Origin of the sequence: Streptomyces chilikensis (assembly GCF_001642695.1) — a bacterium.
Classification (GTDB): domain Bacteria; phylum Actinomycetota; class Actinomycetes; order Streptomycetales; family Streptomycetaceae; genus Streptomyces; species Streptomyces chilikensis.
Window position 1 is genome coordinate 2,402,886 of record NZ_LWCC02000005.1, and the last position, 22,074, is coordinate 2,424,959.

Annotated in this window: 18 protein-coding genes and 1 tRNA gene; 6 read left to right on the forward strand and 13 right to left on the reverse strand. The window is 73.5% G+C overall.

The features are described 5' to 3' along the window. The first annotated feature begins 143 nt into the window (after positions 1-143). Together A2U95_RS10845 and A2U95_RS10850 are read left to right on the forward strand one after the other, a co-directional pair. The gene (locus A2U95_RS10845) at positions 144-1,247 is read left to right on the forward strand and encodes an LCP family protein (RefSeq protein WP_166021934.1); all 1,104 of its coding nucleotides are present in this window, start codon (positions 144-146) and stop codon (positions 1,245-1,247) included. A 15-nt stretch (positions 1,248-1,262) separates the two neighbouring features. Next, positions 1,263-2,042: a CDP-alcohol phosphatidyltransferase family protein gene (locus tag A2U95_RS10850; RefSeq protein ID WP_166021935.1), complete on the forward strand. Its 780-nt coding sequence runs from the start codon at positions 1,263-1,265 to the stop codon at positions 2,040-2,042. Here the strand turns inward: A2U95_RS10850 and A2U95_RS10855 are convergent. After that, positions 2,029-2,496 (reverse strand): FAD synthase family protein, encoded by a 468-nt coding sequence (locus A2U95_RS10855; protein ID WP_166021936.1) that lies wholly within the window; start codon positions 2,494-2,496, stop codon positions 2,029-2,031. The two genes, A2U95_RS10850 and A2U95_RS10855, sit on opposite strands and share 14 nt — an antisense overlap. Positions 2,497-2,636: 140 nt before the next feature. Between A2U95_RS10855 and A2U95_RS10860 the strand changes: the two genes are divergently transcribed. From A2U95_RS10860 to A2U95_RS10870, 3 genes are read left to right on the forward strand one after another with little or no spacing between them, the layout of a single operon-like run. Beyond that, positions 2,637-3,932 (forward strand): glycosyltransferase family 4 protein, encoded by a 1,296-nt coding sequence (locus tag A2U95_RS10860; protein ID WP_240957273.1) that lies wholly within the window; start codon positions 2,637-2,639, stop codon positions 3,930-3,932. Beyond that, positions 3,929-5,647 (forward strand): lipopolysaccharide biosynthesis protein, encoded by a 1,719-nt coding sequence (locus tag A2U95_RS10865; protein ID WP_206282856.1) that lies wholly within the window; start codon positions 3,929-3,931, stop codon positions 5,645-5,647. Before A2U95_RS10860 ends, A2U95_RS10865 begins: the two co-directional genes overlap by 4 nt. After that, complete coding sequence (locus A2U95_RS10870) at positions 5,644-6,921, forward strand: MATE family efflux transporter (RefSeq protein ID WP_240957274.1); 1,278 nt, start codon at positions 5,644-5,646, stop codon at positions 6,919-6,921. The genes A2U95_RS10865 and A2U95_RS10870 overlap by 4 nt, the downstream gene beginning before the upstream one ends. Before the next feature lie 53 nt (positions 6,922-6,974). Here the strand turns inward: A2U95_RS10870 and pknB are convergent, their stop codons facing one another. The 6 genes from pknB to A2U95_RS10900 all read right to left on the reverse strand — a co-directional run bounded on the left by pknB (position 6,975) and on the right by A2U95_RS10900 (position 15,065). Beyond that, positions 6,975-8,918 carry a Stk1 family PASTA domain-containing Ser/Thr kinase gene (pknB, locus tag A2U95_RS10875; RefSeq protein WP_166021937.1) on the reverse strand — a complete coding sequence of 648 codons (1,944 nt, stop codon included), beginning with the start codon at positions 8,916-8,918 and terminating at the stop codon, positions 6,975-6,977. A gap of 195 nt (positions 8,919-9,113) precedes the next feature. After that, entirely contained in the window at positions 9,114-10,565 is a 1,452-nt protein-coding gene (locus A2U95_RS10880; RefSeq protein ID WP_166021938.1) for a penicillin-binding transpeptidase domain-containing protein, read from the reverse strand. Next, positions 10,562-11,986 (reverse strand): FtsW/RodA/SpoVE family cell cycle protein, encoded by a 1,425-nt coding sequence (locus A2U95_RS10885; protein WP_166021939.1) that lies wholly within the window; start codon positions 11,984-11,986, stop codon positions 10,562-10,564. Before A2U95_RS10885 ends, A2U95_RS10880 begins: the two co-directional genes overlap by 4 nt. A 27-nt stretch (positions 11,987-12,013) precedes the next feature. Further along, entirely contained in the window at positions 12,014-13,501 is a 1,488-nt protein-coding gene (locus tag A2U95_RS10890; protein ID WP_166021940.1) for a Stp1/IreP family PP2C-type Ser/Thr phosphatase, read from the reverse strand. A gap of 153 nt (positions 13,502-13,654) precedes the next feature. Continuing rightward, the gene (locus A2U95_RS10895) at positions 13,655-14,176 is read right to left on the reverse strand and encodes an FHA domain-containing protein FhaB/FipA (protein ID WP_166021941.1); all 522 of its coding nucleotides are present in this window, start codon (positions 14,174-14,176) and stop codon (positions 13,655-13,657) included. Positions 14,177-14,186: 10 nt separating this feature from the next. Further along, positions 14,187-15,065 (reverse strand): FhaA domain-containing protein, encoded by an 879-nt coding sequence (locus tag A2U95_RS10900; protein WP_166021942.1) that lies wholly within the window; start codon positions 15,063-15,065, stop codon positions 14,187-14,189. Between the two features lie 512 nt (positions 15,066-15,577). Here A2U95_RS10900 and A2U95_RS10905 point away from each other — a divergent pair. After that, positions 15,578-15,661 (forward strand) — tRNA-Leu (locus A2U95_RS10905). A gap of 65 nt (positions 15,662-15,726) precedes the next feature. Here A2U95_RS10905 and A2U95_RS10910 read toward each other — a convergent pair. From A2U95_RS10910 to A2U95_RS10935, 6 genes are read right to left on the reverse strand one after another with little or no spacing between them, the layout of a single operon-like run. Beyond that, positions 15,727-16,617 carry an aminoglycoside phosphotransferase family protein gene (locus A2U95_RS10910; protein WP_166025056.1) on the reverse strand — a complete coding sequence of 297 codons (891 nt, stop codon included), beginning with the start codon at positions 16,615-16,617 and terminating at the stop codon, positions 15,727-15,729. A gap of 14 nt (positions 16,618-16,631) precedes the next feature. After that, on the reverse strand, positions 16,632-17,996 hold the full coding sequence (locus A2U95_RS10915; RefSeq protein ID WP_166021943.1) for an ATP-grasp domain-containing protein: 1,365 nt from the start codon (positions 17,994-17,996) through the stop codon (positions 16,632-16,634). Positions 17,997-18,015: 19 nt separating this feature from the next. Beyond that, complete coding sequence (locus tag A2U95_RS10920; RefSeq protein ID WP_166021944.1) at positions 18,016-19,014, reverse strand: alpha/beta hydrolase; 999 nt, start codon at positions 19,012-19,014, stop codon at positions 18,016-18,018. A 28-nt stretch (positions 19,015-19,042) separates the two neighbouring features. Beyond that, positions 19,043-19,465 carry a RidA family protein gene (locus A2U95_RS10925; protein ID WP_166021945.1) on the reverse strand — a complete coding sequence of 141 codons (423 nt, stop codon included), beginning with the start codon at positions 19,463-19,465 and terminating at the stop codon, positions 19,043-19,045. Further along, complete coding sequence (locus tag A2U95_RS10930) at positions 19,462-20,682, reverse strand: ATP-grasp domain-containing protein (protein WP_166021946.1); 1,221 nt, start codon at positions 20,680-20,682, stop codon at positions 19,462-19,464. Before A2U95_RS10930 ends, A2U95_RS10925 begins: the two co-directional genes overlap by 4 nt. 51 nt (positions 20,683-20,733) lie before the next feature. After that, positions 20,734-22,005: a cytochrome P450 gene (locus A2U95_RS10935; protein ID WP_240957276.1), complete on the reverse strand. Its 1,272-nt coding sequence runs from the start codon at positions 22,003-22,005 to the stop codon at positions 20,734-20,736. Positions 22,006-22,074 lie beyond the last annotated feature (69 nt).

The window sequence follows — 22,074 nt, forward strand, 5'->3', positions numbered from 1 at the left end:
ACGTCCTCGACCCTCCCGGTTCGAACGCGATTCCCTCTATAGTTCGAGAACGGCTCCGGCCGGGACATTCGCCGAGCGCCGCCCCCCACGCACCTCGCTGCCGCGCTCGGCCAGGGGGCAGGGGAATGGGGAGGGGCACGGCGATGACGCGCGCCGAGAACGAGGAACCGCCGGGGAGCGGCGACCGGCCGAGGAGAGGTCACGGGTCCCGGGGCCGCCGCCGTCCGCGGCGCAGGGTCTTCCGCCGCATCGTGATCGGCTGCGCCGTGCTGGCGCTGGCCGCGGGCGGCACGGCCTGGTGGATGTACGAGGACCTGGACGGCAACATCACGGCCGTCGACCTGGAGGAGGCGCTCGGCGACGACCGCCCCGCCAAGGAACCGGCCGCCCGCGGGGCGCTGGACATCCTGGTACTGGGCTCCGACTCCCGCGCCGGTGACAACGCCGCGCTGGACGGCGGCGAGGTCGGCGGCGCCCGGTCCGACACCGCGCTGGTGGTGCACGTCGCGGAGGGCCGTTCCGAGGCGGTGGCCGTCTCCGTTCCGCGTGACACCCTGGTCGACCGCCCGGCCTGCAGGCGGGCCGACGGCACCGAGGTCCCCCCGGCGAAGCGGGTGATGTTCAACTCGGTCTACTCCCAGGTGGGGTCCGCCTGCACGCTCAAGACCGTGGAGACGATGTCCGGGGTCAGGATCGACCACCTGATGGAGATCGACTTCGCGGGCTTCAAGACGCTGGTGGACGAGCTGGGCGGGGTGACGGTCGACGTCGAGGAGCCCATCCGGGACACCAAGGGCGGTTTCACCCTGGAGCCCGGCCGGCACCGTCTGGACGGCACCGAGTCGCTGAGGTTCGTCCGCACCCGCCACGGCTACGGGGACGGCAGCGACCTGGGGCGCATCGGCCTCCAGCAGCAGTTCCTGGTGGCGCTGATCGGCGAGGTCAGGCGGCAGGACCTGCTGGGCGACCCGGTCAGGACCTACCGGATCGCCGACTCGCTCACCGGCGCGCTGACCACCGACTCCGACCTGGCCTCGCTCACCTCGCTGGCCGAGTTCGGGCGGTCGCTCCAGGGGATCGACCCGTCCGCCCTGGACACCGTGACGCTGCCGGTGAAGTACGACACCGCGGACCCCAACCGGGTGGTGCCCGCCCAGCCCCTGGCCGACGAGGTCTGGGAGGCGCTGCGCAACGACCGCCCGATACCCGAGTCGGCCCGGAGGTCTCCGGCCGGCGGCGGCAGCTGACCGGCGGGGGCGTCGATGACCACGGCAGAAGCGGAGAAGGGGCACGTGCGACGGGACCGGGAGGTCCCCGCACGGCTCACCTTCCGCGAGGCGCTGGACCGGCTGGCGGGGGCGCAGAAGAGCGCCAGGGGCGTCTCCCTCTACTCCCGCCACGTCAACCGCCCGGTCGGCCGCCTCCTGGCCGCCGGGTCGTACCGGGCGGGGCTGACCCCCAATCAGGTCACCGTGATCAGCGCGCTGTTCAGCTTCGGCGCGACAGCGGGGATCGCCCTGGCCGAGCCGGCTCGGTGGACGGGTCCGGTGGTCTGGCTGGCCCTGGCGACCGGCTTCGCCTTCGACTCGGCCGACGGGCAGCTGGCCCGGCTGCGCGGCGGCGGCAGCCCGGCGGGCGAATGGCTGGACCACGTGGTGGACTGCGCCAAGACCACCGCGCTGCACATGGCGGTGCTGCTCGCCCTCTCCCTCAGGCCCGACGCGTTCGGGGTGCGGGAGAGGGCCTGGCTGCTGCTGCCGCTGGGTTTCCTCTTCGTGGCGGTCGTGACCTTCTTCGGCGGACTGCTCACCGAGCAGCTCAAGCGCCAGGCCGCCGCCGGACGCCCCGGCCCCGCCACGCCGCCGTCCCTGGTGCGGGCGGTGGCGTTGCTGCCGGTCGACCACGGCGTCTTCTGCCTGGTCTTCCTGCTGTTCGGGGCCGGACCGGTCTTCCTGTGGGGCTACGCCCTGCTGGGAGCGGTGGCGGCGCTGTACCTGCCGCTGTTCCTGGCCAAGTGGTTCCGGGAGCTCAGCCGTGGCTGAGCCCTCCCGTCCCGGCGACCGGCGAGGTCAGTGAGGCCAGTGCCCGGCGCAGCTGGACGCTGGACGTGTGCACCGTGTACGGGAAGTAGACGACGTCGACGCCGACGGCGGCGAAGTCCTGCTCCAGCCTCTCCCCCTTGGGGGTGCCCCGCCAGTCGTCGCCCTTGAACAGCACGTCGAAGCGGACCTGCTTCCAGGTCTCGACCCTGTCCGGAACGGTCTCCACGAACGCCGCGTCCACGCACGTGATGCTGCGCACGATCTCCAGCCGCTCGATGAGCGGGACGACCGGCCGCCGCCCCTTGGCGAGCTCGGCCATCTCGTCCGACAGCACCCCGGCGACGAGGTGGTCGCACTGCTGCCGGGCATGACGAAGGATGTTCAGGTGCCCTACGTGGAACAGGTCGTACGCGCCGGGTGCGTAACCCACCCGATACGTTCTGTGATGCGACACGTTGCGTTTCCCCCCTATGGATACGCTTTCTTCCCCCCTGTGTCCCGAACGACAGTACCGCGCACCCTTCGGGCGGGACAGGTGAACGATTAGGGTGACGAACAGCTCGTTCGCTGCAAGGGGGGCCTGTGAAGCGGAACGTGACCGACCGTCAGGAGGGGGACGGCCGAACACCCCGGCGCCGTCTTCTGCTCGTCTCCACCAACTACGCGCCGGAACACACCGGCATCGGCCCGTACGCCACCCAGGTGGCCGAGCACTGGTCGGCCCAGGGGCACGAGACGCACGTGCTGGCGGGGATGCCGCACTATCCGTCGTGGTCGGTGGACCCCGCCTACCGCGGCCGGTGGCGGATGACCGGGACGAGGAACGGGGTGACCGTGCACCGGCGGCGCCATCTGGTGCCGTCGCGGCAGACCGCGGCCCGCCGGGCGGCGTTCGAGGCGACCGTGCTGGGCCACCAGCTCGCGGTCCCACCGCGCATGGAGCGCCCGGACGCGGTCTTCGCCCAGCTGCCGAGCCTGGCCGGCGGCGTGGTGGCCGCCCGGCTGGCCGCCCGGTGGAGGGTGCCGTTCGTGCCCGTGGTGCAGGACCTGATGGGGGCGGCGGCGGAGCAGAGCGGCATCTCCGGCGGCGACCGCGCCGCGCGTGCCGCCGCCGGCGTCGAGGGGTACGTGCTCCGCCGGGCGACCCTGGTCGGCGTCATCCACGAGACGTTCGCCGACCGCGTCGTGGCGCTGGGAGTGGACCGCGGACGGATCCGTGTGGTGCCCAACTGGTCTCACGTGGCGGCTCCTTCGGCCGACCGCGAGGAGACCCGCGCCCGGCTCGGCTGGGGCGCGGAGCCGGTCGTGCTGCACTCGGGGAACATGGGCCTCAAGCAGGGACTGGAGGTCCTGGTGGGCGCGGCCCGCCTGGACCCGGAGGTCCGCTGGGTGCTGATGGGGGACGGCAGCCGGCGCGCCGCGCTGCGGGAGACGGCGTCCGGCGTCCCCAACGTGGAGTTCCTGCCGCCGGCGGGGAACGAGGAGTTCCCCGACGTGCTGGCGGCGGCCGACGTGCTCGCGGTGACCCAGCGGGCGTCGGTGCTGGACATGAGCGTGCCGTCCAAGCTGACCTCGTACTTCGCGGCCGGGCGGCCCGTGGTCGCCTCGGTCGCCGACGGCGGCGGGACGGCCGAGGAGGTGCGGCGCTCCGGCGCCGGCGTCCTGGTCGGGCCGGAGGACCCGGCGGCACTGCTGGAGGCGGTGCGGAAACTGGCCGCCGATCCGGCGGCGGCCGACGCGCTGGGAGCGCGGGGCCCCCACCACGTCGCGGAGCATCTGGGCCGCGGGGCCGGGCTGGCCCGCTACGACGCCCTGCTGGCCGAGGTCCTGGCGGGACCCGCCGGCACGGCGGCGGGGGAGCAGGGGAAGGCGAGAGGGGCGGGAGCATGACCCAGACCAGCGGCGGACCGGCCGGACCGGTCCCGGTGCCGGAGGACGAGCCCGATCTGCTGCGGGACCAGTTCCTGCAGCTCATGCGCTACCCCCGGCTGATCGCGGGCGGCGTGCTGCTGGGCCTGCTGGGCGGCGCCTGGCTGGGCCTGAGCACCGCCGACACCTACGTCGCCACCAGTGACGTGCGTCTGCGGGTCGCCACCGACGACCCGTTCAGCGCGACCCAGTCCAGCTCCAAGCTGGACATGAACACCGAACGGCAGGACGCCGGAAGCCGCCGCACCGCCGAACGGGCGGCCGAGGAACTGGGCATCGGCGGCCGGGAGGACGCCTTCCTCACCGGCCTGCAGGTCACCAACCCGCCCCAGTCGCAGGTGCTCCGGTTCAGCTACACCGCCGACGACCCCGAGGACGCGGCCCGGCGCGCCAACGCCGCGGTCGAGGCCTACCTGGAGGAGCGCCGCCGGGACACCGGGGCGACCCGGGACTCGATGATCAAGGGCCTGAAGAAGCAGCTGAACCCGATCGCCAAGCAGCACGAGGAACTGGCCGCGTCGCTCACCAGCAGCAGCCCGGAGTCCGACTTCAGCGTCAAGGCCAACCTGCTCAACAAGATCACCGAGCTGAACGACCGGATCAGCAAGCTGGAGTCGCTCGACATGACGCCCGGCAAGGTGATCCGCACGGCCACCCCGCCGGCCGCCTCCGACGGCCCCGGCTGGGTGCTCTCGCTGCTCCTCGGCGGCACCGGCGGCCTCGCGCTGGGCCTGCTCCTCGCCTGGGTCCGGCTGGTCTTCGACCCGGCGGCCCGCTCCGAGGGAGACGTGGCCCGCGCGCTGCGCGCCCCGGTGCTCGGCTCGCTGCCCCGCACCGACCCCGACGGCCCGCTGCTGGCCGAGGACCGCGACGACTCGCCGCTGGCCGAGGAGTACCGGTCGATCGCCTACCGGCTCGCCTACGACCGGCGGTTCGCCGACCGCCGCCGTCTGCTGGTCGCCGCCCCGCGCGGCTCCAGCCGGACCGCGGCGGCCGTCGCCGTCAACCTGGCGGCGACCTTCTCGGAGACCGGCAAGCGGGTCCTGGTCGTCGAGGCGGACCTGCGCCGCCCGTTCCTCACCCACGAGCTGGACGCCCACGACCTGTCCCGCCCGTCCTGGACCGACGAGGGCGCGGCGCGCGACGGGGGCGACGAGGAGTGGCCCGGCCGCCGCCGTCTGCTGGTGGACGCCGGCGAGTCCGGCGGTTTCGAGCTGGTGCCCGGGGCCCGGGTGCGCAACGTGGCCCGCGTGCTGACCTCCGCCGAGACCTCCCGCCTGGTCGCCGAGGCCGACGACGCGCACGCCACCGTCATCGTCCTCACCCCTCCGGTCTTCGCCTACGCCGACGCGCTCGCCCTGGTCGACCGGGTCGACGGGGTCCTGGTGGTCTGCGACCCGCGCGGCGTGCACCGCGCCCAGCTCGCCCGGCTGCGCGACCTGGTCGTCGGCGCGGGCGGCACCGTCCTGGGCGCGGTGATGCACCGGGGCCAGGACACCGAGCCGGCACGGGACGGCCGGGGGCGCGGCCGGGAGCAGAGGAACCGGCGCGAGGACCCCCGGCCCGCGGCGCCCGGGCCGCGGCGGCGCGAGGAGCCGGCCCACATCCGGCACGAGCACGACGACCGGCCGACGCTCGGCCTGCAGACCGTCTCGCTGCCGCAAGACCACCAGTGACCGGGCCGTCCCTGCCCCGGGGGACGGACGGCGGGGCGGCGGAGGCCGGGGACGCGGACCGGGGCGGCCTGCGCGGTCCGGCCGCCCTCGTCGCCTCCGTCCTCGACCAGGCCGCCTCCGGGCTGACCAACGTCCTCGTGCTGGTCCTGGCCGCGCGGGTCTCCACCGCGGCCGGGTTCGCCGAGTTCTCCATGGTCCACCTGGTCTTCACGGTGACCCTCGGGTTCTTCATGAGCTACGTCGGCCAGGCACTGGTCCTGGTGCGAGAGGACCGCGAGGCCGCCTGCCGCCCGGCGCTCACCTTCACCGCGCCCGCCTCCCTGGTCTGCGCCGCCCTGCTGGCGGCGACCGGCCTGTGGACCGGCGGCGGCACGGGCCGCGCGCTCGCCGCGCTGGGCGCGGTGCTGCCGGTCGTCCTCCTCCAGGACGCCGCCCGGTACTGCTTCTCGCTGCTCCGGCGGCCCCACCACGCGCTCGCCTCGGACGGGCTGCGGCTGGCCGCCACCGTCGGACTCCTCTCCGCCCAGCCCGCCGGGTCCGGCGCCGCCCGGCTGATCCTCGCCTGGGGGGCCGCCGCACTGCCCTCACTGGCCGTCGCCGCGCTGCTGCTCGGCCGCGTGCTGCGCGCGCCGGGCGGCCCCGGGACCGGTCCCGGGCCGGGCGCCTACCTGCGGCGCGGACACCTGGGGCAGCGGTTCGCGGTCGAGTTCGCCGTCGGCAACGGCTCGAGCCAGCTGGCGGTGCTCGCCCTCGGCCTGTTCGGCGCCCCCCTGGCGGTGGGCGCGCTGCGGGGCGCCTCGGCGCTGTTCGGTCCGCTCAACGTGTTCCTCGGCGCCGCCAACGCCTTCGGCCCCCCGCTGCTCACCCGCCTCGGCGGCGGGCGGGCGGTGACGCGTGCCACGCTGCTGCTCGGCGTCGCGCTCGCGGCCGCCGGCGGGGCGTGGGCGGGCCTGTGGCTGCTGCTCCCCGACGGCTGGGGCCACCGGGTGCTCGGCGACACCTGGCCGGCGGTCGTCGCGCTGCTGCCGGCCACGGGGGCGCAGTACCTGCTGATGGGCTTCGGCGTGAGCGCGCTGCTCACCCTGCGGGTGCTCAGCCCGCGCCGGACGCTTGCGGTGCAGGTCGTCTTCTCGCTGCTGTCGGTGGCACTGCTGTTCACGGGCTACGCCCTGGGCGGCGCGGCGGGCGCGGCGTGGGGGCTGGCCGCGGGGTCGGGGCTGAAGGCGGCGGCGTCGTGGCTGCGGGTGCGCGGGACGGTCCGACCGGCCCCCTGACACGCGGGAGGGCCCGCTCACCGTGGGGTGAGCGGGCCCTCGGCCTCGTGCGGTCAGCCGACGATGACCAGCACGATCGGCGCGTTGGGGTCCGGTGTGCCGCCCGCCGGCACCGACTGCACGGCCACGACGCCGTTCGGGTCGTTCTTCGTCGGCTGGATGTTGCGGTAACCGGCGTCCTCCAGCATCTTCCGGGCTTCCTTCAGCGGCTTGCCCTGCACGTCCGGGACCGGCTGCTGGGTCTCGGTCTCCTTCAGCTTGCCGATCTTCAGGGTGATCGTGGTGCCGACGTCGACCTTGCGGCCCGGCGGGAACGTCATCTCCGCGACCTTGCCGTTCAGGTTCGGGTCGGCCGTCTCGACCTCGCCCGAGCACTCGCCGTTGAGGCCGTCCTGGGAGAGCAGCTGCTTGGCCTGCTCACAGGTCTGGCCGCGGACCTCCGGCACGTTCACCTGCTGCGGCGGCTTGGCGACGGTGATCTTCACCTCGGAGCCCTTGTCCAGCTCGGCGCCGTCGCCCGGGTCCTGGTCGGTGACCGTGCCCTCCTCCGCCTGCGCGTTGACCTCGGACTCGACGGTGACGTCGAAGCCGGCCTTCTCCAGCTTCTTCGTCGCGTCGTCCTCGGCCATGCCGACGACGTCCGGGACCTCGATCCTGGGCATACCGGTGGAGAGGACCAGCGCGACCGTCTCCCCCTTCTCGAGCTGGGTGCCGTCCTTGGGGTCCTGGGAGCAGACGCGCCCCTTCTCCTGGTCCTCGCACTCCTTCTCGCTGAAGGTGACCTTCAGGTCCACGTTGGTCGCCTGGTCCCGGGCCTCCGCCTTGGTGTTGCCCACGAAGTTCGGCACCCTGGCCATGGTCGGCTCGTCCTCGGTCACGATCCACCGGCCGATCAGGATCGCGCCGATCAGCACCAGCACCGCGGCCGCGATCAGCAGGATCGTCGACTGCCGGTTCTTCTTCTGCCGCCGCCGGTCGGGCCGGTCGCCGTCGTAGCCGTGGGCGCCGTCGTCGGGGTTCATCGGCGGCAGCATCGAGGTGGCGCCGCCGGCCGGGGACATGGCGGTGGTGGGCTGGTCGTCGCCGTAGCCCTGGTTGTAGCCGCCGTAGCCGGCGCCGTAGCCCACCGCGCCCATGGCCGCGGTGGCGGCGACCGGCTGGCCGTCGAGGCAGGCCTCGATGTCGGCGCGCATCTCGTCGGCCGACTGGTAGCGGTAGTTCGGGTCCTTGACGAGCGCCTTGAGCACGATCGCGTCCATCTCGGGCGTGATCTCGGGATCGAAGACGCTCGGCGGCTGGGCCTCCTCCCGCACGTGCTGGTAGGCGACGGCGACCGGGGAATCTCCCACGAACGGGGGACGGACCGTGAGCAGTTCGTAGAGGAGGCAGCCCGTGGAGTACAGGTCGGAACGCGCGTCGACCTGTTCGCCCTTGGCCTGCTCCGGGGAGAGGTACTGGGCGGTGCCGATCACGGCGGCCGTCTGCGTCATGGTCATGCCGGAGTCGCCCATGGCACGGGCGATGCCGAAGTCCATCACCTTGACCTGGCCGTTGCGCGTCAGCATGACGTTGGCCGGCTTGATGTCGCGGTGGACGATGCCGTTGCGGTGCGAGTACTCCAGCGCCTGGAGGATCCCGATGGTCATCTCCATGGACCGCTCCGGCAGCAGCTTGCGGCCGCTGTGGAGCAGCTCACGGAGCGTGGAGCCGTCGACGTACTCCATGACGATGTACGGGATCGAGACCCCGTCGATGTAGTCCTCGCCCGTGTCGTAGACCGCGACGATCGCGGGATGGTTGAGCGAGGCGGCCGACTGGGCCTCACGGCGGAACCGGGCCTGGAACGACGGGTCGCGTGCGAGGTCCGCCCGCAGCGTCTTCACCGCCACGGTGCGGCCGAGCCGGGTGTCCTGCGCGAGGTAGACCTCGGCCATGCCACCACGGCCGAGCACATGGCCCAGCTCGTACCGGCCGCCGAGGCGACGCGGCTCTTCCATAGCTACCTACCAGCCCTCTCCGTCGGTCCCAACCGCACCCTTCATGGATTCGGCGGTGTGCCGTCCGGGCATACCGTACCCGGCCCGCGGTGTCTCGCCGGGCCACGCCCGTCACCCGATACACGACCGGTATGGACGGCCCTCGCGGGCGTCGCGGTGGGTGACGGAGGGGCGGCGGACGTCATCTCCCGGCCGTCACTTGCCGAGCGCGGCCTTCATGATGTCCTTCGCGATGGGCGCGGCGAGGCCGCCGCCGGAGATGTTCTCGCGGACCGCGGAACCGTCCTCGACGACCACCGCGACCGCGACGGACTTGCCGTCCGAGTCCTTGGCGTACGAGATGAACCAGGCGTACGGGTTCTTCTCGTTGTTCTCGCCGTGCTGGGCCGTACCGGTCTTGCCGCCCACCGTCACCCCGGGGATCTTCGCGGTGGTGCCGGTGCCGGTCTCCACGACCGTCTCCATCATGTCCTGCAGCTTCTGGGCGGTCTCCGGCGAGACGGCCTGGGAGAGCTCCTCCGGCTCGGTCTCCTCGATGACGTCCAGGTTCGCGGAGCGGAGCTGGTCGACCATGTACGGCTTCATCAGCTTGCCGTCGTTGGCGACGGCGGCGGCGACCATGGCCATCTGCAGCGGCGTGGCGCGGTTGGACGCCTGGCCGATGCCCGCCATGGCGTTCTGCGGCGGGACGTCCTCGGGGTAGATGCTCGCGTCGGCGCGGACCGGGGTGAAGACCTCTTCGTTGAACCCGAACTTGTCCGAGTGCTCGATCATCGTCTTGTTGCCGAGCTCGTCGCTGATCTTGCCGAAGACGGTGTTGCAGGAGATGCGCATCGCCTCGCGCAGGCTCACGTTCTCGCAGACGCCGTGGTCGTTGGTGAGCTTGGAGGACGACTGCGGCAGCGGGAACGGGTCCGGGCTGTCGGTGGAGGCGTCGATGTCGTCGATCAGCCCCTCCTCCAGCGCGGCCGCCGCGGTGACGACCTTGAAGGTGGAGCCCGGCGGGTAGGTCTGGCGCAGCGCCCGGTTGAGCATCGGGTCGTCTTCGTTGTTCTTCTTCTGCAGCGAGTTCCACGCCTTGGCGTCGTCGTCCGTGCTGCCGGCGAACGTCGACGGGTCGTAGGACGGCGCGGAGACCAGGGCGAGGATCTTGCCGGTGGCCGGGTCGAGCGCGACCGCCGCGCCCTTCTTGCCCTTCAGCCCGTTCCAGGCGGCCTTCTGGGCGGCGGTGCTGAGCGTGGTGACGACGTTGCCGCCCTGGCGCTCCTCACCGGTGATCATGTCCAGGGTGTTGCGGAAGAAGAGCCGGTCGTCGTTGCCGGTGAGGATGCCGTCCTCGAGCTTCTCCAGCTGGTTGGAGTCGAAGGCCTGCGAGGAGTAGCCGGTGACCGGCGCCCACATGGGGCCGTTCTTCCAGGTCCGCTTGTACTGGAACTCGCCGTCGGTGCTCTTGGATCCCGTGATCGCCTTGCCGTCGACGATGATGTCGCCGCGCGGGATCGAGTAGCGCTCGATCCGGACCCGGCGGTTGTCGGAGTCCTTGGCGAGCGAGTCGGCCTGGGCGTACTGGAGCCAGTTGTCGCGCAGCAGCAGGGCCAGCATCAGCAGGCCGCAGAAGATCGCGATCCGGCGCAGGGGCTTGTTCACGGTCGGACCACCTGGGTCATCTCGGCGTCGGGGTTGGGAGCCGGGGCGGGCGCGGGCCGCCGTGCCGTGTCGCTGATCCTGAGCAGCACGCCGATCAGCGCCCAGTTGGCGATGACGGCCGAACCACCGGCCGCGACGAACGGCAGGGTCATGCCGGTCAGCGGGATGAGGCCCATCACGCCGCCGGCCACCACGAAGACCTGCAGCGCGAAGGCGCCGGACAGGCCCACCGCCAGCAGCTTGCCGAACGGGTCACGGGCGGCCAGGGCGGTGCGGATGCCGCGCTGCACGATGAGCACGTACAGCAGCAGGATCGCCATCACGCCGGTCAGCCCGATCTCCTCGGCGAAGGTGGCGAGGATGAAGTCGGAGTTGGCGGCGAAGCCGATGAGGTCGGAGTGTCCCTGGCCCCAGCCGCTGCCCAGGGTGCCGCCGGAGCCGAAGGCCCACAGGGCCTCCTGGGACTGCTCGGTGTGCCCGACCACGCCCTGGCGGCTCAGCTCCCACTCGCGCATCGGGTCGAGCCAGGCCTGCACGCGCTGCTGGACGTGCGACTCGAAGGTGGCCACCGTCACGGCGCCGGCCGCGGACATCAGCAGACCGAAGACGATCCAGCTGGTCCGCTCGGTGGCGACGTACAGCATGATCACGAACATGCCGAAGAACAGCAGCGAGGTGCCGAGGTCGGTCTCGAAGACCAGGATCAGGATGGAGACCGCCCAGACCACCAGGATGGGGCCGAGGTCGCGGCCGCGGGGCAGGTAGAGCCCGAGGAAACGGCGGCTGGCCAGGGCCAGCGCGTCCCGCTTCACCATCAGGTATCCGGCGAAGAAGACCGCAATGACGATCTTCGCGAACTCGGCGGGCTGGATGGTGAAGCCGGCGACGCGGATCCAGATCTTCGCGCCGAAGAGGTTGACGCCCAGACCCGGGACCAGCGGCAGCAGCAGCAGGACCAGCGCCACCAGCATGGAGATGTAGGTGTAGCGCTGCAGCACGCGGTGGTCCTTGAGCAGGAACATCACGACGGCGAACAGCACGATGCCGAGGCCCGAGTAGAGCAGCTGGTTGGGCGCGGCCTCCACGAAGTTCGGGCGCGCCTGCAGCCGCTCGGACTGGTCGAGCCGCCAGATGGCGACCAGGCCCAGGCCGTTCAGCAGGGTGGCCAGCGGCAGCAGCAGCGGGTCGGCGTAGGGCGCCAGCTTGCGCACGGCCAGGTGGCCGAGCGCCGCCATGGCGCCCAGGCTCAGACCGTAGGTGGCCAGGCCCGCCGGGATCGACCCGTCGATGGCCAGCCCCACGTTGATGTACGCGAAGACCGGGATGACGACGGCGAACACCAGCAGCGCGAGCTCGGTGTTGCGCCGGCTGGGCGCGCCGACGGCGCCGATGGTGGACGTCTGATGGGTACTACTGCTCATCGTGTTCCAGGGCCCCTCACGGCTTGCCTACTGATCGCCGCACAGCGAGACCAGCTTCTTCTCCTCCTCGGAGAGGCTGGGGCCGGGGCTGGGAGCGGACGTCGTGTTCTTGGTCGGGGACGGGCTCGCGGTCACCGCGTCGGGGTTGGTGGCCTCGGCGTCGTCGGCGGGCTTCTTCGCCTTGGGGTTCTGCTCCTCGGCAGCCTCCCGCTCGGCGTTCTTGCGGCAGGCGGAGGCCTGGACCTTGAGCTCCTCGATCTTCTCCACCGCCTCACCGCGTCCGCCCTGGGCGATGTTGGCCTTGACCTGCTTCTGCTGGTACGCGGGCAGGTACTTGAGTTCGATCTCGGGGTGGTCCTTCTCCACCTTCGAGAGCGACACCCAGCCCAGGTCCTGGCTGATGCCCCGGTAGAGCGCGACGTGTTCGTCGTTGGTGCCGACGTAGAACTGGGTCTGCGTCCAGCGCCAGCCGCCGTAGAGGCCGCCGCCGATCACGCCGAGCGCGAGCACCGTGTAGAACGATCTCTTCAGCCAGCGGCGTCCCTTGCGGGGCTTGGTGAAGTCCTCGTCGGTCCAGCCGCCGGCGTTCTCGCCGCCGGCCGGGTAGCCGGTGTCGCCGCTGCCGGGCGGGCCGAACTCGCCGCCCTGGCCGGGCGCGGGGCGGCCCAGGCCGGCCGCGCGGCCGGCGGGCGTCTGCATCGCGCCGTTGTCGTCGGTGACCTGGTTCTCGGCGACCGCGCCGACCACCACGGGGGTGTCGGACAGGCGCGCCCCGGCGAGGGTCTCGCCGGTGTCCAGGTCGAGGACGTCGGCCACGATCACGGTGATGTTGTCCGGGCCGCCGCCGCGCAGGGCGAGCTGGATCAGCTCCTGGACGGTCTCCTCCGGCCCCTGGTAGCTGGCGAGGGTGTCCTCCAGGGTCTGGTGGGACACCACGCCGCTCAGGCCGTCGGAGCAGATCAGGTAGCGGTCGCCCGCCCGGACCTCGCGGATGGAGAGGTCGGGCTCGACGTGGTCGCCGCTGCCCAGCGCGCGCATCAGCAGGGAGCGCTGCGGGTGGGTGGTGGCCTCCTCCTCGGTGATCCGGCCCTCGTCGACCAGACGCTGCACCCAGGTGTGGTCCTGGGTGATCTGGGTGAGGGCGCCGTCGCGCAGGAGGTAGGCGCGGGAGTCGCCGACGTGGACCAGGCCGAGGCGCTGGCCGGTCCAGAGCAGGGCCGTGAGCGTGGTGCCCATGCCCTCCAGGCGGGGGTCCTCGTCGACCATGACCCGCAGCTGCTCGTTGGCGCGCTGCACGGCCGTGCCGAGGGAGGTGAGGATGTCGGAGCCGGGGACGTCGTCGTCGAGCGCGACGATGGTGGAGATCACCTCGGAGGAGGCGACCTCGCCGGCGGCCTGGCCGCCCATGCCGTCGGCGATGGCGAGCAGGCGGGGACCGGCGTAGCCGGAGTCCTCGTTGCCCTCGCGGATCATGCCCTTGTGCGATCCGGCGGCGAAGCGCAGTGACAGACTCATGCGCACCTCACCCGTCGGCTGTTCCGTCGGCTGCTGCGGGGAAAGCCGCAGCCGGTCGTGTCGAGCCACCCTGCCCACCCTCCGGTCGGGAGCGCGCCGGCGTCCTGGGTGGGGACGTGTGCCGCGTACTCGCTCCGCTCGCTCATTCTCGTACTACTTCCGCAGCTCGATGACGGTCTTGCCGATGCGGATCGACGCGCCCAGCGGGATCGGCACGGGCGTCGTCAGCCGGTTCCGGTTCATGAACGTGCCGTTGGTGGATCCGAGGTCCTCGACGATCCACTGGCCGTCGCGGTCCGGGTAGATCCTGGCATGGCGGCTGGACGCGTAGTCGTCGTCCAGCACGATCGTGCTGTCGTGGGCGCGGCCCAGGGTGATCGTCTGGCCCTGGAGGGCGACGGTGGTGCCGGTCAGGGTGCCCTCGGTCACCACCAGCTTGGTCGGGGTGTTGCGCCCGCGGCGGCCGCCCGCGGCGGCCTGACGTCCCTGCTGCTGCGGTGCCGCGGCCTGGCGGCCCGCCCGTTCGGCGGGCCTCGCGGCCTCCCGGCGGGCACCGCGCTGGGTGACCCGCACGCCGAAGAGGTCACTGCGGATGACCTGCACGGCCACGATCACGAACAGCCACAGGACGGCCAGAAAACCCAGCCGCATGACCGTGAGGGTCAGCTCTGACATTGCCCCCGCTTCACCCTTCGGCTTGCCGGTAAATGATGGTGGTGCTGCCCACGACGATCCGCGAGCCGTCGCGGAGCGTAGCGCGGGTGGTGTGCTGTCCGTCCACCACGATGCCGTTGGTGGAACCGAGGTCCTGGATGACGGACGGGGTCCCGGTGTGGATCTCGCAGTGTCTGCGGGAGACGCCGGGGTCGTCGATGCGGACGTCCGCCTCGGTGGAACGGCCGAGCACCAGGGTGGGACGCGAGATCTGGTGGCGGTTGCCGTTGACCTCGATCCAGAAGCGGGTGCGTCCGCCGGCCGCCGGTGCGACCGCTCCGGCGCCCGGCACCGGGCGCGCCGCCGCGGGCGGGTAGCCGTAGCCGCCGGGTGCGCCCGGGGCGCCCATGCCCGGCGGGGTGGAGGGCATCGGGGGCGGCGGAACGGCCGCTCCCGGCCGGCCCGCGGCGGGCCCCGGGTACCCGTAGCCGCCGGCGGCCGGACCGCCCGCCGGAGGCCCGCCCTGCTGGTCCGTGGACCCGGCGAGGGTGCGGCTGCGGACGCGGTACAGACCCGTGTCCAGGTCGTCGGCCTTGGACAGGTGGACCTTGATGGGACCCATGAAGGTGTACCGCTGGTGCTTGGCGTAGTCGCGCACCATGCCGGCCAGCTCGTCGCCCAGCTGGCCCGAGTACGGGCTGAGCCGCTCGAAGTCGGGGGTGCTGAGCTCGACGACGAAGTCGTTGGGGACGACGGTGCGGTCCCGGTTCCAGATCGTGGCGTTGTTGTCGCACTCGCGCTGCAGCGCTCCGGCGATCTCCACGGGCTGGACCTCGGCCTTGAACACCTTGGCGAAGGTGCCGTTGACCAGACCTTCGAGACGCTGCTCGAACTTCTTCAGGACTCCCATGGGGCACCTCCTCCGTCCCTGTCCTGGCCGTACTGCGGGTACCGCTTCCGGTACGGCTTCCGGTACTGCTTACTGATCGTATCCACGCGGCCGTGAATCGCCTGGTTCCCCCTGTCGGCCCAAGTCTGGCTCCGTGCGGTCGCCGCGTCCGGCCGGCTGTGGCCGACTGCGCCGACTGCGAAGGTTCCCTGCGAAGTCCGCCTTCGAACTTGCTCGGCGGGTCTTGCCGCGTCCTGCTGTTCGGTGCTGCTGCTCGGTCCTGCCCCTGGATCGTACGGGCGGTCCACGACCAGTGTCCCGCACCCGTGGACGGAGCTGTCTCCTCTGTGGGGAGGACGACGTCCACCGGTACAAGGTTGATACGTAAACCAGTCTGTAGGCCTGGGACCTGGGAAGGGCTTGTGGATCATCGCGGGAAAGGGATGTGAACCCACCCCGGGAGGCGTGCTAATGTTCTGCATGTCGGAAGGCGGCGGCACCGAAAAGGGCCGAAGCCGGAGGACACACCCAATGCGCGGGTGGCGGAATAGGCAGACGCGCTGGATTCAGGTTCCAGTGCCCGCAAGGGCGTGGGGGTTCAACTCCCCCCTCGCGCACAACAGGGCAACGGGCGGCATCGTGATCACGATGCCGCCCGTTCCTTTGTGTCCGGCGGTCGCCGCTACGGGTGGCGGTCCCGGTCGGCCGCCAGGACCTGTCCGATGACATGGCGGGCGTTGGCCGAGATCACCGGATTGGTCCGCCGGTAGTACGGCAGCTGCACGACGGCCATGGACAGCGCCCAGCCGCGGCCCCGTTCCCAGGTGGCCTCGTCCACGTCGACGTGGTCGCGGAAGGTCCGGCGGGCGGCCGGCATGAACAGGTTCCAGGCCGGGACGAGGTCGATCGCGGGATCGCCGACGCCCGCCGTGCCGAAGTCGAGCACCCCGGCGAGCCGGCCGCCGGCGCCGAGCAGGTTGCCGGGCATGAGGTCGGAGTGGGTCCAGCAGGGGCCGCCCGTCCAGTCGGGGACGGTGAGGACGCGTTCCCAGGCGGCGAGGACGGCGTCGGCGTCGAACGGCTCGTCGGTGCGGCGCAGCGCCTCGATCGCGGAGCGGGTCCCGGCGTCGGCCTCGCGCGGCGGGCCGCTCCGGTGGGCCGGGGGGCCACCCTCCAGGCCGGTCCCGCGCATCGCCGTGACGAACGCCGCGAGGTCGCGGGCCAGGGTGTCGGATCCCACACCCTCGGCCAGGACCTCCCCCTCCAGCCACCGGTGGACGGCCCACCGCCACGGATAGCCCTCGGCGGGTTCACCCACCGCGACCACCTCGGGGACCGGGACGGGCAGCGACGGCGCGAGCAGCGGCAGCCAGCGGGCCTCGTGGCCGACGGTCCCGTCGCCGCCCCTCAGCAGGGGCAGCCGGACCGTCAGCCCGTCGCCCAGGCGGTAGATCGCGTTGACCGTGCCGCCGGAGGCGAGCCGGGTGACGGGCAGGTCCGCCCACTGCGGGAACTGCCCGCGCAGCAGGCGCCGTACGAGGTCCGGATCGGTGTCCGCCTCGCCTTCGTGCATCTTCCGGTTCGTGGTCATGGGCGGGTGACGGTCCTGTCCGTGCGGGGCGGTGGTGCCGGGTGGAGCGGGGCGTCGTGGGGCCGGGCGTCCCGGCCCCGGGCGCCGGGGGCCGGGAGGCGCCGCGGGCCGGCCGGGCCGGAGGCGTCGGTCACCTCGAAGGTGACCGACGCGGCCAGTTCCCGGGCCAGGGCCCGGGCGGCCTCGGGGGTCGCCGCGCCGACCGCCAGGTGGCCGGCCCGGGAGCCGGAGTCGCGGACCGGGCGGAGCGTGTCACCGGGGGAGACGGTCAGCCGGGCGCTGAGCACCGCCGGGTGGGCGGCGGCCTCGTCCCAGCCGGTGATCCGCTCCAGACGGCCCGGCGGCGGGGCGAGGAACCGCACGGCGGCGGCCCGGGTGGCCGGCGGGACGGGCGCGACGGGCCGGCCGAGCACGTCGTCGTAGAGCATGCCGAACAGCTCCAGGCCGGGCCGGGAACTGGCCACCAGCTGGTGCAGCCAGTCACCGCCGGGACGGACGTGGACCTCGCCGAGGACCACGCCGTGTGCGGTCCGCCACAGTTCGACGTGGAAGACGCCGGTGCGCAGGCCGAGGGCGCGCAGGGCCCGGCCGGCCTCCCGCGTGATCTCCTCGTCGGCGCCTGCGGGGAGCGCGGCCGGGACGACGTGGCCGACTTCGACGAAGTGGGGCGGGGGGAGCTTCTCCTTCGCCGTCACGGCCAGGAACCGGGGCCCGTCGGAGAGCAGGACGCCCTCGACGCTGTACTCGTCGCCGGTGACGTACTCCTCCAGCAGGAACGGCTCGCCGTCGGGGAGCCCGGCCAGCGCCGGGTCCAGGTCGGCGGGCCCGGTGACCTTGCGGACGCCCGTGCTGCCCATCCCGGCGCGGGGCTTGACCACCCAGGGGCCGGCCGTGTCCGCCAGGAAGGCGAGGGCGTCGGCCCGGCCGGCGCAGAGCCGGACGGCGGGCTGGGGCAGCCCGGCGGCGGCGAGCGCTGCCCGGCAGAGGTCCTTGACGCGGGTGCGGCGCATCACCGCGGGCGGGTTGCCCGGCGCCCCGAACAGCTCCGCGCAGGCGGCCACCGCGTCCTGCACCGGGTCGCGCAGGCCCAGCACCAGGTCGTAGCCCTCGCCCCGGGCCCGGCGGTCGCGGGCCCAGGCGAGGGTGGCGGCCACGTCGTCGGGGTCCACGGCGAAGACCTCGTCGGCCAGGGCCGTGACACCGGGAGTGCGGTCCAGGTGCTCGGGACGGCCGGTCAGGTGGGTGCGGATGCCGCGGGCCCGGGCCTGGGCCAGGGCCGTGCCGACGATGTCGACGCTGGAGGGCAGCGGGGTCGCGCCGCCGACGAGGAGCAGGCGGGGGCCGGTGGGGCGGGAGGTCATGGCGGGGTTCTCCTCGGGCTCAGGGCAGCAGCAGGCGGCGCAGCCAGTCGACGCGGGCCGCCTGCGCCGAGCGGGAGACGACGGCGTCCGGCACCCATTCGTCGAAGCTGTGGAAGGCGCCCGACCACACGTGCAGTTCGGCCTCCCCGCCGCACTGCCAGATGCGGCTCGCGTAGGTGACGGCCTCGTCGCGCAACGACTCCACCGAGCCGACGTCGATGAACGCCGGGGCCAGGCCGCGCAGGTCGGCGGCGCGGGCGGGCGCGGCGTAGCAGGAGACGGCGTCGGTGCCGCGCCGGTCGCCGAGCAGGGCGGTCCAGCCGGTGAGGTTGGACACACGGTCCCACAGGCCGACGCGTTCCATCTGGTACGCCGACGGGGTGTCACAGGTGTCGTCGAGCATCGGGCACTGCAGCATCTGGCCGAGCAGCCGGGGGCCGCCCCGGTCGCGGGCGAGCAGGGCCATGGCGGCGGCGAGTCCGCCGCCGGCGCTGTTGCCGCTGACCACGATGCGCTCGGGGTCCAGGCCGAGTTCGGCCGCGTGGCCGGCGGTCCACAGCAGGCCGGCGTAGCAGTCCTCGACCGGGGCGGGGTCGGGGTGCTCGGGTGCCAGCCGGTACTCGACGGCGACGACCGCCATGCCGAGCTCCTCGGCCCGGGACAGTTCGCCGGCCAGCTCGGTGGTCCGGTTGTGGCCGCCGACCATGCCGCCGCCGTGGGTGTTGTAGATCACCGGGTGGGGTCCCGGGGAGCCCGTGGGGAGGCAGATGAGCAGGGAGATGTCGGGGGCTCCGGGCGGGCCCGGCACGGTGCGCTCGGTGACGGTGAAGGCGCCGCCGCGCCGGATGTCGTCGTCGCCGAGGCGGTTGCGCCGGGCGACCTCGCGGCGGGCGGGGATGAGGTCGGGGGTGAGCGGTGTGGGCAGGGTGCGCAGGATCTCCCGGAGCGGGCCCTCGAGCTGGCGGTCGAAGGGCGGGTGCGGGGCGGTGCGCGGCGCCGCGGGTCCGGTGACGGTCATCGGATCTCCTGGGGGTTGGCGGGGGCGGTCACCGGGCGGGCCCGGCGGCCGGCGGGACGAGGGCGAGGGCGTCGACCTCCAGCAGCAGGTCGGGCCGGTAGAGCGCGGCGACCTGGACGACCGTGCTGGCCGGCGGGCGGGTGGTGTCGATGAACTCGTCGCGCACCGCCAGGACGGCCGGGATGTGCGCGGCGTCGACGACGTAGTAGGTGAGTTTGATCACGTCGTCGAAGCCGGCGCCGGCCGCGGCGAGGACGCCGCGCATGTTGGCGAACACCTGGCGGGCCTGGGCCTCCGGGTCGCCCGCGCCGACCAGGCTTCCGTCCGGGGCGAACGGCATCTGTCCGGCGACCGCGGCGAGCCGGCCGGGGCCGGTCACCAGGTGGGTGTAGCCGTCGCTGGGCACGACCCCCTCGGGGTGGGAGATGTGGGTGAGGGCGGTGTCGCTCATGAGGGCTCCTTGCGTGTCGGGGTCGCGCACCGGCCGGAGAACCAGGTGGCGAGGGCGCGGACGCGGTCGTCGGCGTGGGCGGTGTCCTTGCCCTCCACGACGGCCGTCGCCGGGAACCGGCGGGCGGGCGTCGTGGAGGAGAGCGGACCGGCGGGCGGGGGCTGGGACGCCACGTGGCGCACGCCGTCGCGGGCGGCGATCTCGGCGTCGGCGGGCCGTCCGCGCTCCGGGCCGTCGGCCGCGAGGAAGACGTGGCCGAAGGTGGTGGCGGCGGGGACGGCGGGCGGCCCGGGGGGCAGGGCGAGCACGGCGCGGGCCCACTCCTCGTGCAGGTCGACGCCGTGCTGGAGGCGGACCAGCACGTCGAGGGAACCGCCGCCGAGCCGGCCGCCGCACTCGCCGAACACCCAGCGCCCGTCGGCCTGTTCGTAGACCTCCAGGTGGAAGACGCCGTCGCGGTGGTCCAGCGCCGACATGACCCGGCCGGCGAACTCGCGGGCGTGGTCGTACAGTCCCCGCCGCCGCTCCGGGTGTTCCGCGAGCGAGCCGCGCAGGCCGCCCCGCTGGGCGGCGAGCGGGTTCTGCAGGTACCGGCCCACCGACACGAAGCGGACCTCGCCGTGCCGGACGACCCCGTCGACGTGGAGTTCCTCGCCGTCCACCCAGGACTCGGCCAGCCAGGGCCCGGGAGTGGGAGAGCCGGCCAGGGTCTCGGCGATGCGGATCCGCTCCGCGTCGCTGCTCCAGGTGCGCATGCCGCGCCCGGTGGACAGGTCCAGCGGCTTCAGCACGCCCCGCGGGCGGTCGAGGGCGAGCAGGTCGGCGGGGCGCGTCACCTGGGCGGAGTCGGCCACCGGGAGGCGGGCGGCGCGGACGCGCCGCTTCTGCAGCTCCTTGTCCCGCAGCAGCAGCGCCTGGCGGATCCCGGCCGGGCTGCGCGGCCCGCCCACGACGGCCGCGTTGACCAGGGAGTACTCGAACTGGCTGGTGACCACGTCGAACCGGTCGGCGGACAGGCCGTGCCGTTCGAGCGCGGCCAGCGTGGGCTCGGTGGCGCACGGGTCGCGGGCCACCACGGTGTGCGCGTCGTCCAGCAGGTCACCGCGCGCGTCCAGTTCGTGGGCGGCGAGGACGCAGGTGACCTCGGCGCCGAGGCGGCGCAGCGCGGCGACGGCGTCGGGCCGCCAGCCGATCAGGAGCACATGCCGGTCGGCCATCTCTTCTCTCCTTCGCGGGCTCGTGCGCGCGGTGGGCGGTGCGGGGGCGGGTCAGGCCGCGGGGCGGGGCCGGCGGGGCGGGGTGACGCGCAGCGGGATGCTCTCCGGGCCGGCCACGTGGATGGAGCGCAGGCGGACCGCCGGGCCGGACGGTTCCAGTCCGATCCCCGTGTCCAGGACCTCGGTCAGCAGCAGCCGCAGCTGGGCGCGGGCCAGCGTGCTGCCGATGCAGAAGTGCTCGCCGGCGGCGAGCGCCAGGTGCCGGTTGGGGGTGCGGCCCACGTCGAAGCGGTAGGGGTCGGGGAAGACGTCCTCGTCGCGGTTGCCCGAGGGCACCCAGACGACGACCCTGTCACCGGCCTCGATGCGGCGGCCGCGGATCTCCACGGGCCGGGTGGCGGTGCGCATGCTGTGGGTGGCGCTGGAGGTCCAGCGCAGGATCTCCTCGCCGGCGGCGGGCAGCAGGGCGCGGTCGGCGCGTAGCCGGGCGAGTTCGGCCGGGTGCTCCAGCAGGGCCAGCAGCCCGGCGGCCAGGGCCAGCCGTCCGTTCTCGGTGGCGCCGACCAGGTTCTCGCAGTTGAGGAGGATCTCCTCCTCGGTGAGCGGCTCGCCGTCGACCGTGCCGTGCACCAGCGAGGAGAGCAGGTCGTCGGCCGGCTCGGCGGCCCGCCGGTCCATCAGGTCGATGAAGTAGCCCATGAACCCGTGGTGGGCGGCGAGCGAGCGGTGGGCGAGGAACGCCTCGTCGGTCCACCGGAAGAGCGCCTCCTGGTCCTCGCGGGGCACGCCGATGATCCGGGCGATGGTGTACAGCGAGATCCGGGCGGCCACGTCGTGGACCGCGTCGCAGGTGCCGCGTTCGACCGCGCGGGCCAGCGCGTCGCGCACGGCGTCCCGCACGAAGTCCTCCAGGCCGCGGACCGCGCGGGTGCTGAACCAGTCGGCCATCAGACCGCGCAGCTGCTTGTGACGGGGCGGATCGGTCAGGGCCAGGGTCTGTCCGGCTCCGGGGTCCTCGCCGAGGGCCAGCGGACGCAGCAGCACGCCGTGGGCGGAGCTGAACGTGGCCGGGTCGCGGTAGACGGCGCGGATGTCCTCGTACCGGGTCAGCGACCAGAAGGCGGGCAGGTCCCCCTCCTCGTGCCGGTGCACGGGCGCGTGCTCCCGCATCCAGCGCCAGATCCCGTGCGGGTCGCCGGTGGCGTGCAGCGCGGGGTCGACGAGGAGCTCGGGGCGGCCGACGGGCTCGGGCGGCGCGGCGGGGCGGCCGGGTCCGCCGGCCGGGGCGCCGCCGGGGGCGGGGTGCTCGGTGAGGACGGTCACGAGGGGCCTCCTGTGCGGCCGGCGGGCGGTGCCGCGGGGGCGGGCCGGCCGGCGGCGTCGGTGCGGAAG

What these genes read in the sequence shown, in the direction of transcription:
- A2U95_RS10845 (WP_166021934.1), top strand. Translation starts at nt 144, where the DNA reads ATGACGCGCGCCGAGAACGAGGAACCGCCGGGGAGCGGCGACCGGCCG.
- A2U95_RS10850 (WP_166021935.1), top strand. Translation starts at nt 1,263, where the DNA reads ATGACCACGGCAGAAGCGGAGAAGGGGCACGTGCGACGGGACCGGGAG.
- A2U95_RS10865 (WP_206282856.1), top strand. Translation starts at nt 3,929, where the DNA reads ATGACCCAGACCAGCGGCGGACCGGCCGGACCGGTCCCGGTGCCGGAG.
- pknB (WP_166021937.1), bottom strand. Translation starts at nt 8,918, where the DNA reads ATGGAAGAGCCGCGTCGCCTCGGCGGCCGGTACGAGCTGGGCCATGTG.
- A2U95_RS10885 (WP_166021939.1), bottom strand. Translation starts at nt 11,986, where the DNA reads ATGAGCAGTAGTACCCATCAGACGTCCACCATCGGCGCCGTCGGCGCG.
- A2U95_RS10890 (WP_166021940.1), bottom strand. Translation starts at nt 13,501, where the DNA reads ATGAGTCTGTCACTGCGCTTCGCCGCCGGATCGCACAAGGGCATGATC.
- A2U95_RS10895 (WP_166021941.1), bottom strand. Translation starts at nt 14,176, where the DNA reads ATGTCAGAGCTGACCCTCACGGTCATGCGGCTGGGTTTTCTGGCCGTC.
- A2U95_RS10900 (WP_166021942.1), bottom strand. Translation starts at nt 15,065, where the DNA reads ATGGGAGTCCTGAAGAAGTTCGAGCAGCGTCTCGAAGGTCTGGTCAAC.
- A2U95_RS10910 (WP_166025056.1), bottom strand. Translation starts at nt 16,617, where the DNA reads ATGCACGAAGGCGAGGCGGACACCGATCCGGACCTCGTACGGCGCCTG.
- A2U95_RS10915 (WP_166021943.1), bottom strand. Translation starts at nt 17,996, where the DNA reads ATGACCTCCCGCCCCACCGGCCCCCGCCTGCTCCTCGTCGGCGGCGCG.
- A2U95_RS10920 (WP_166021944.1), bottom strand. Translation starts at nt 19,014, where the DNA reads ATGACCGTCACCGGACCCGCGGCGCCGCGCACCGCCCCGCACCCGCCC.
- A2U95_RS10925 (WP_166021945.1), bottom strand. Translation starts at nt 19,465, where the DNA reads ATGAGCGACACCGCCCTCACCCACATCTCCCACCCCGAGGGGGTCGTG.
- A2U95_RS10930 (WP_166021946.1), bottom strand. Translation starts at nt 20,682, where the DNA reads ATGGCCGACCGGCATGTGCTCCTGATCGGCTGGCGGCCCGACGCCGTC.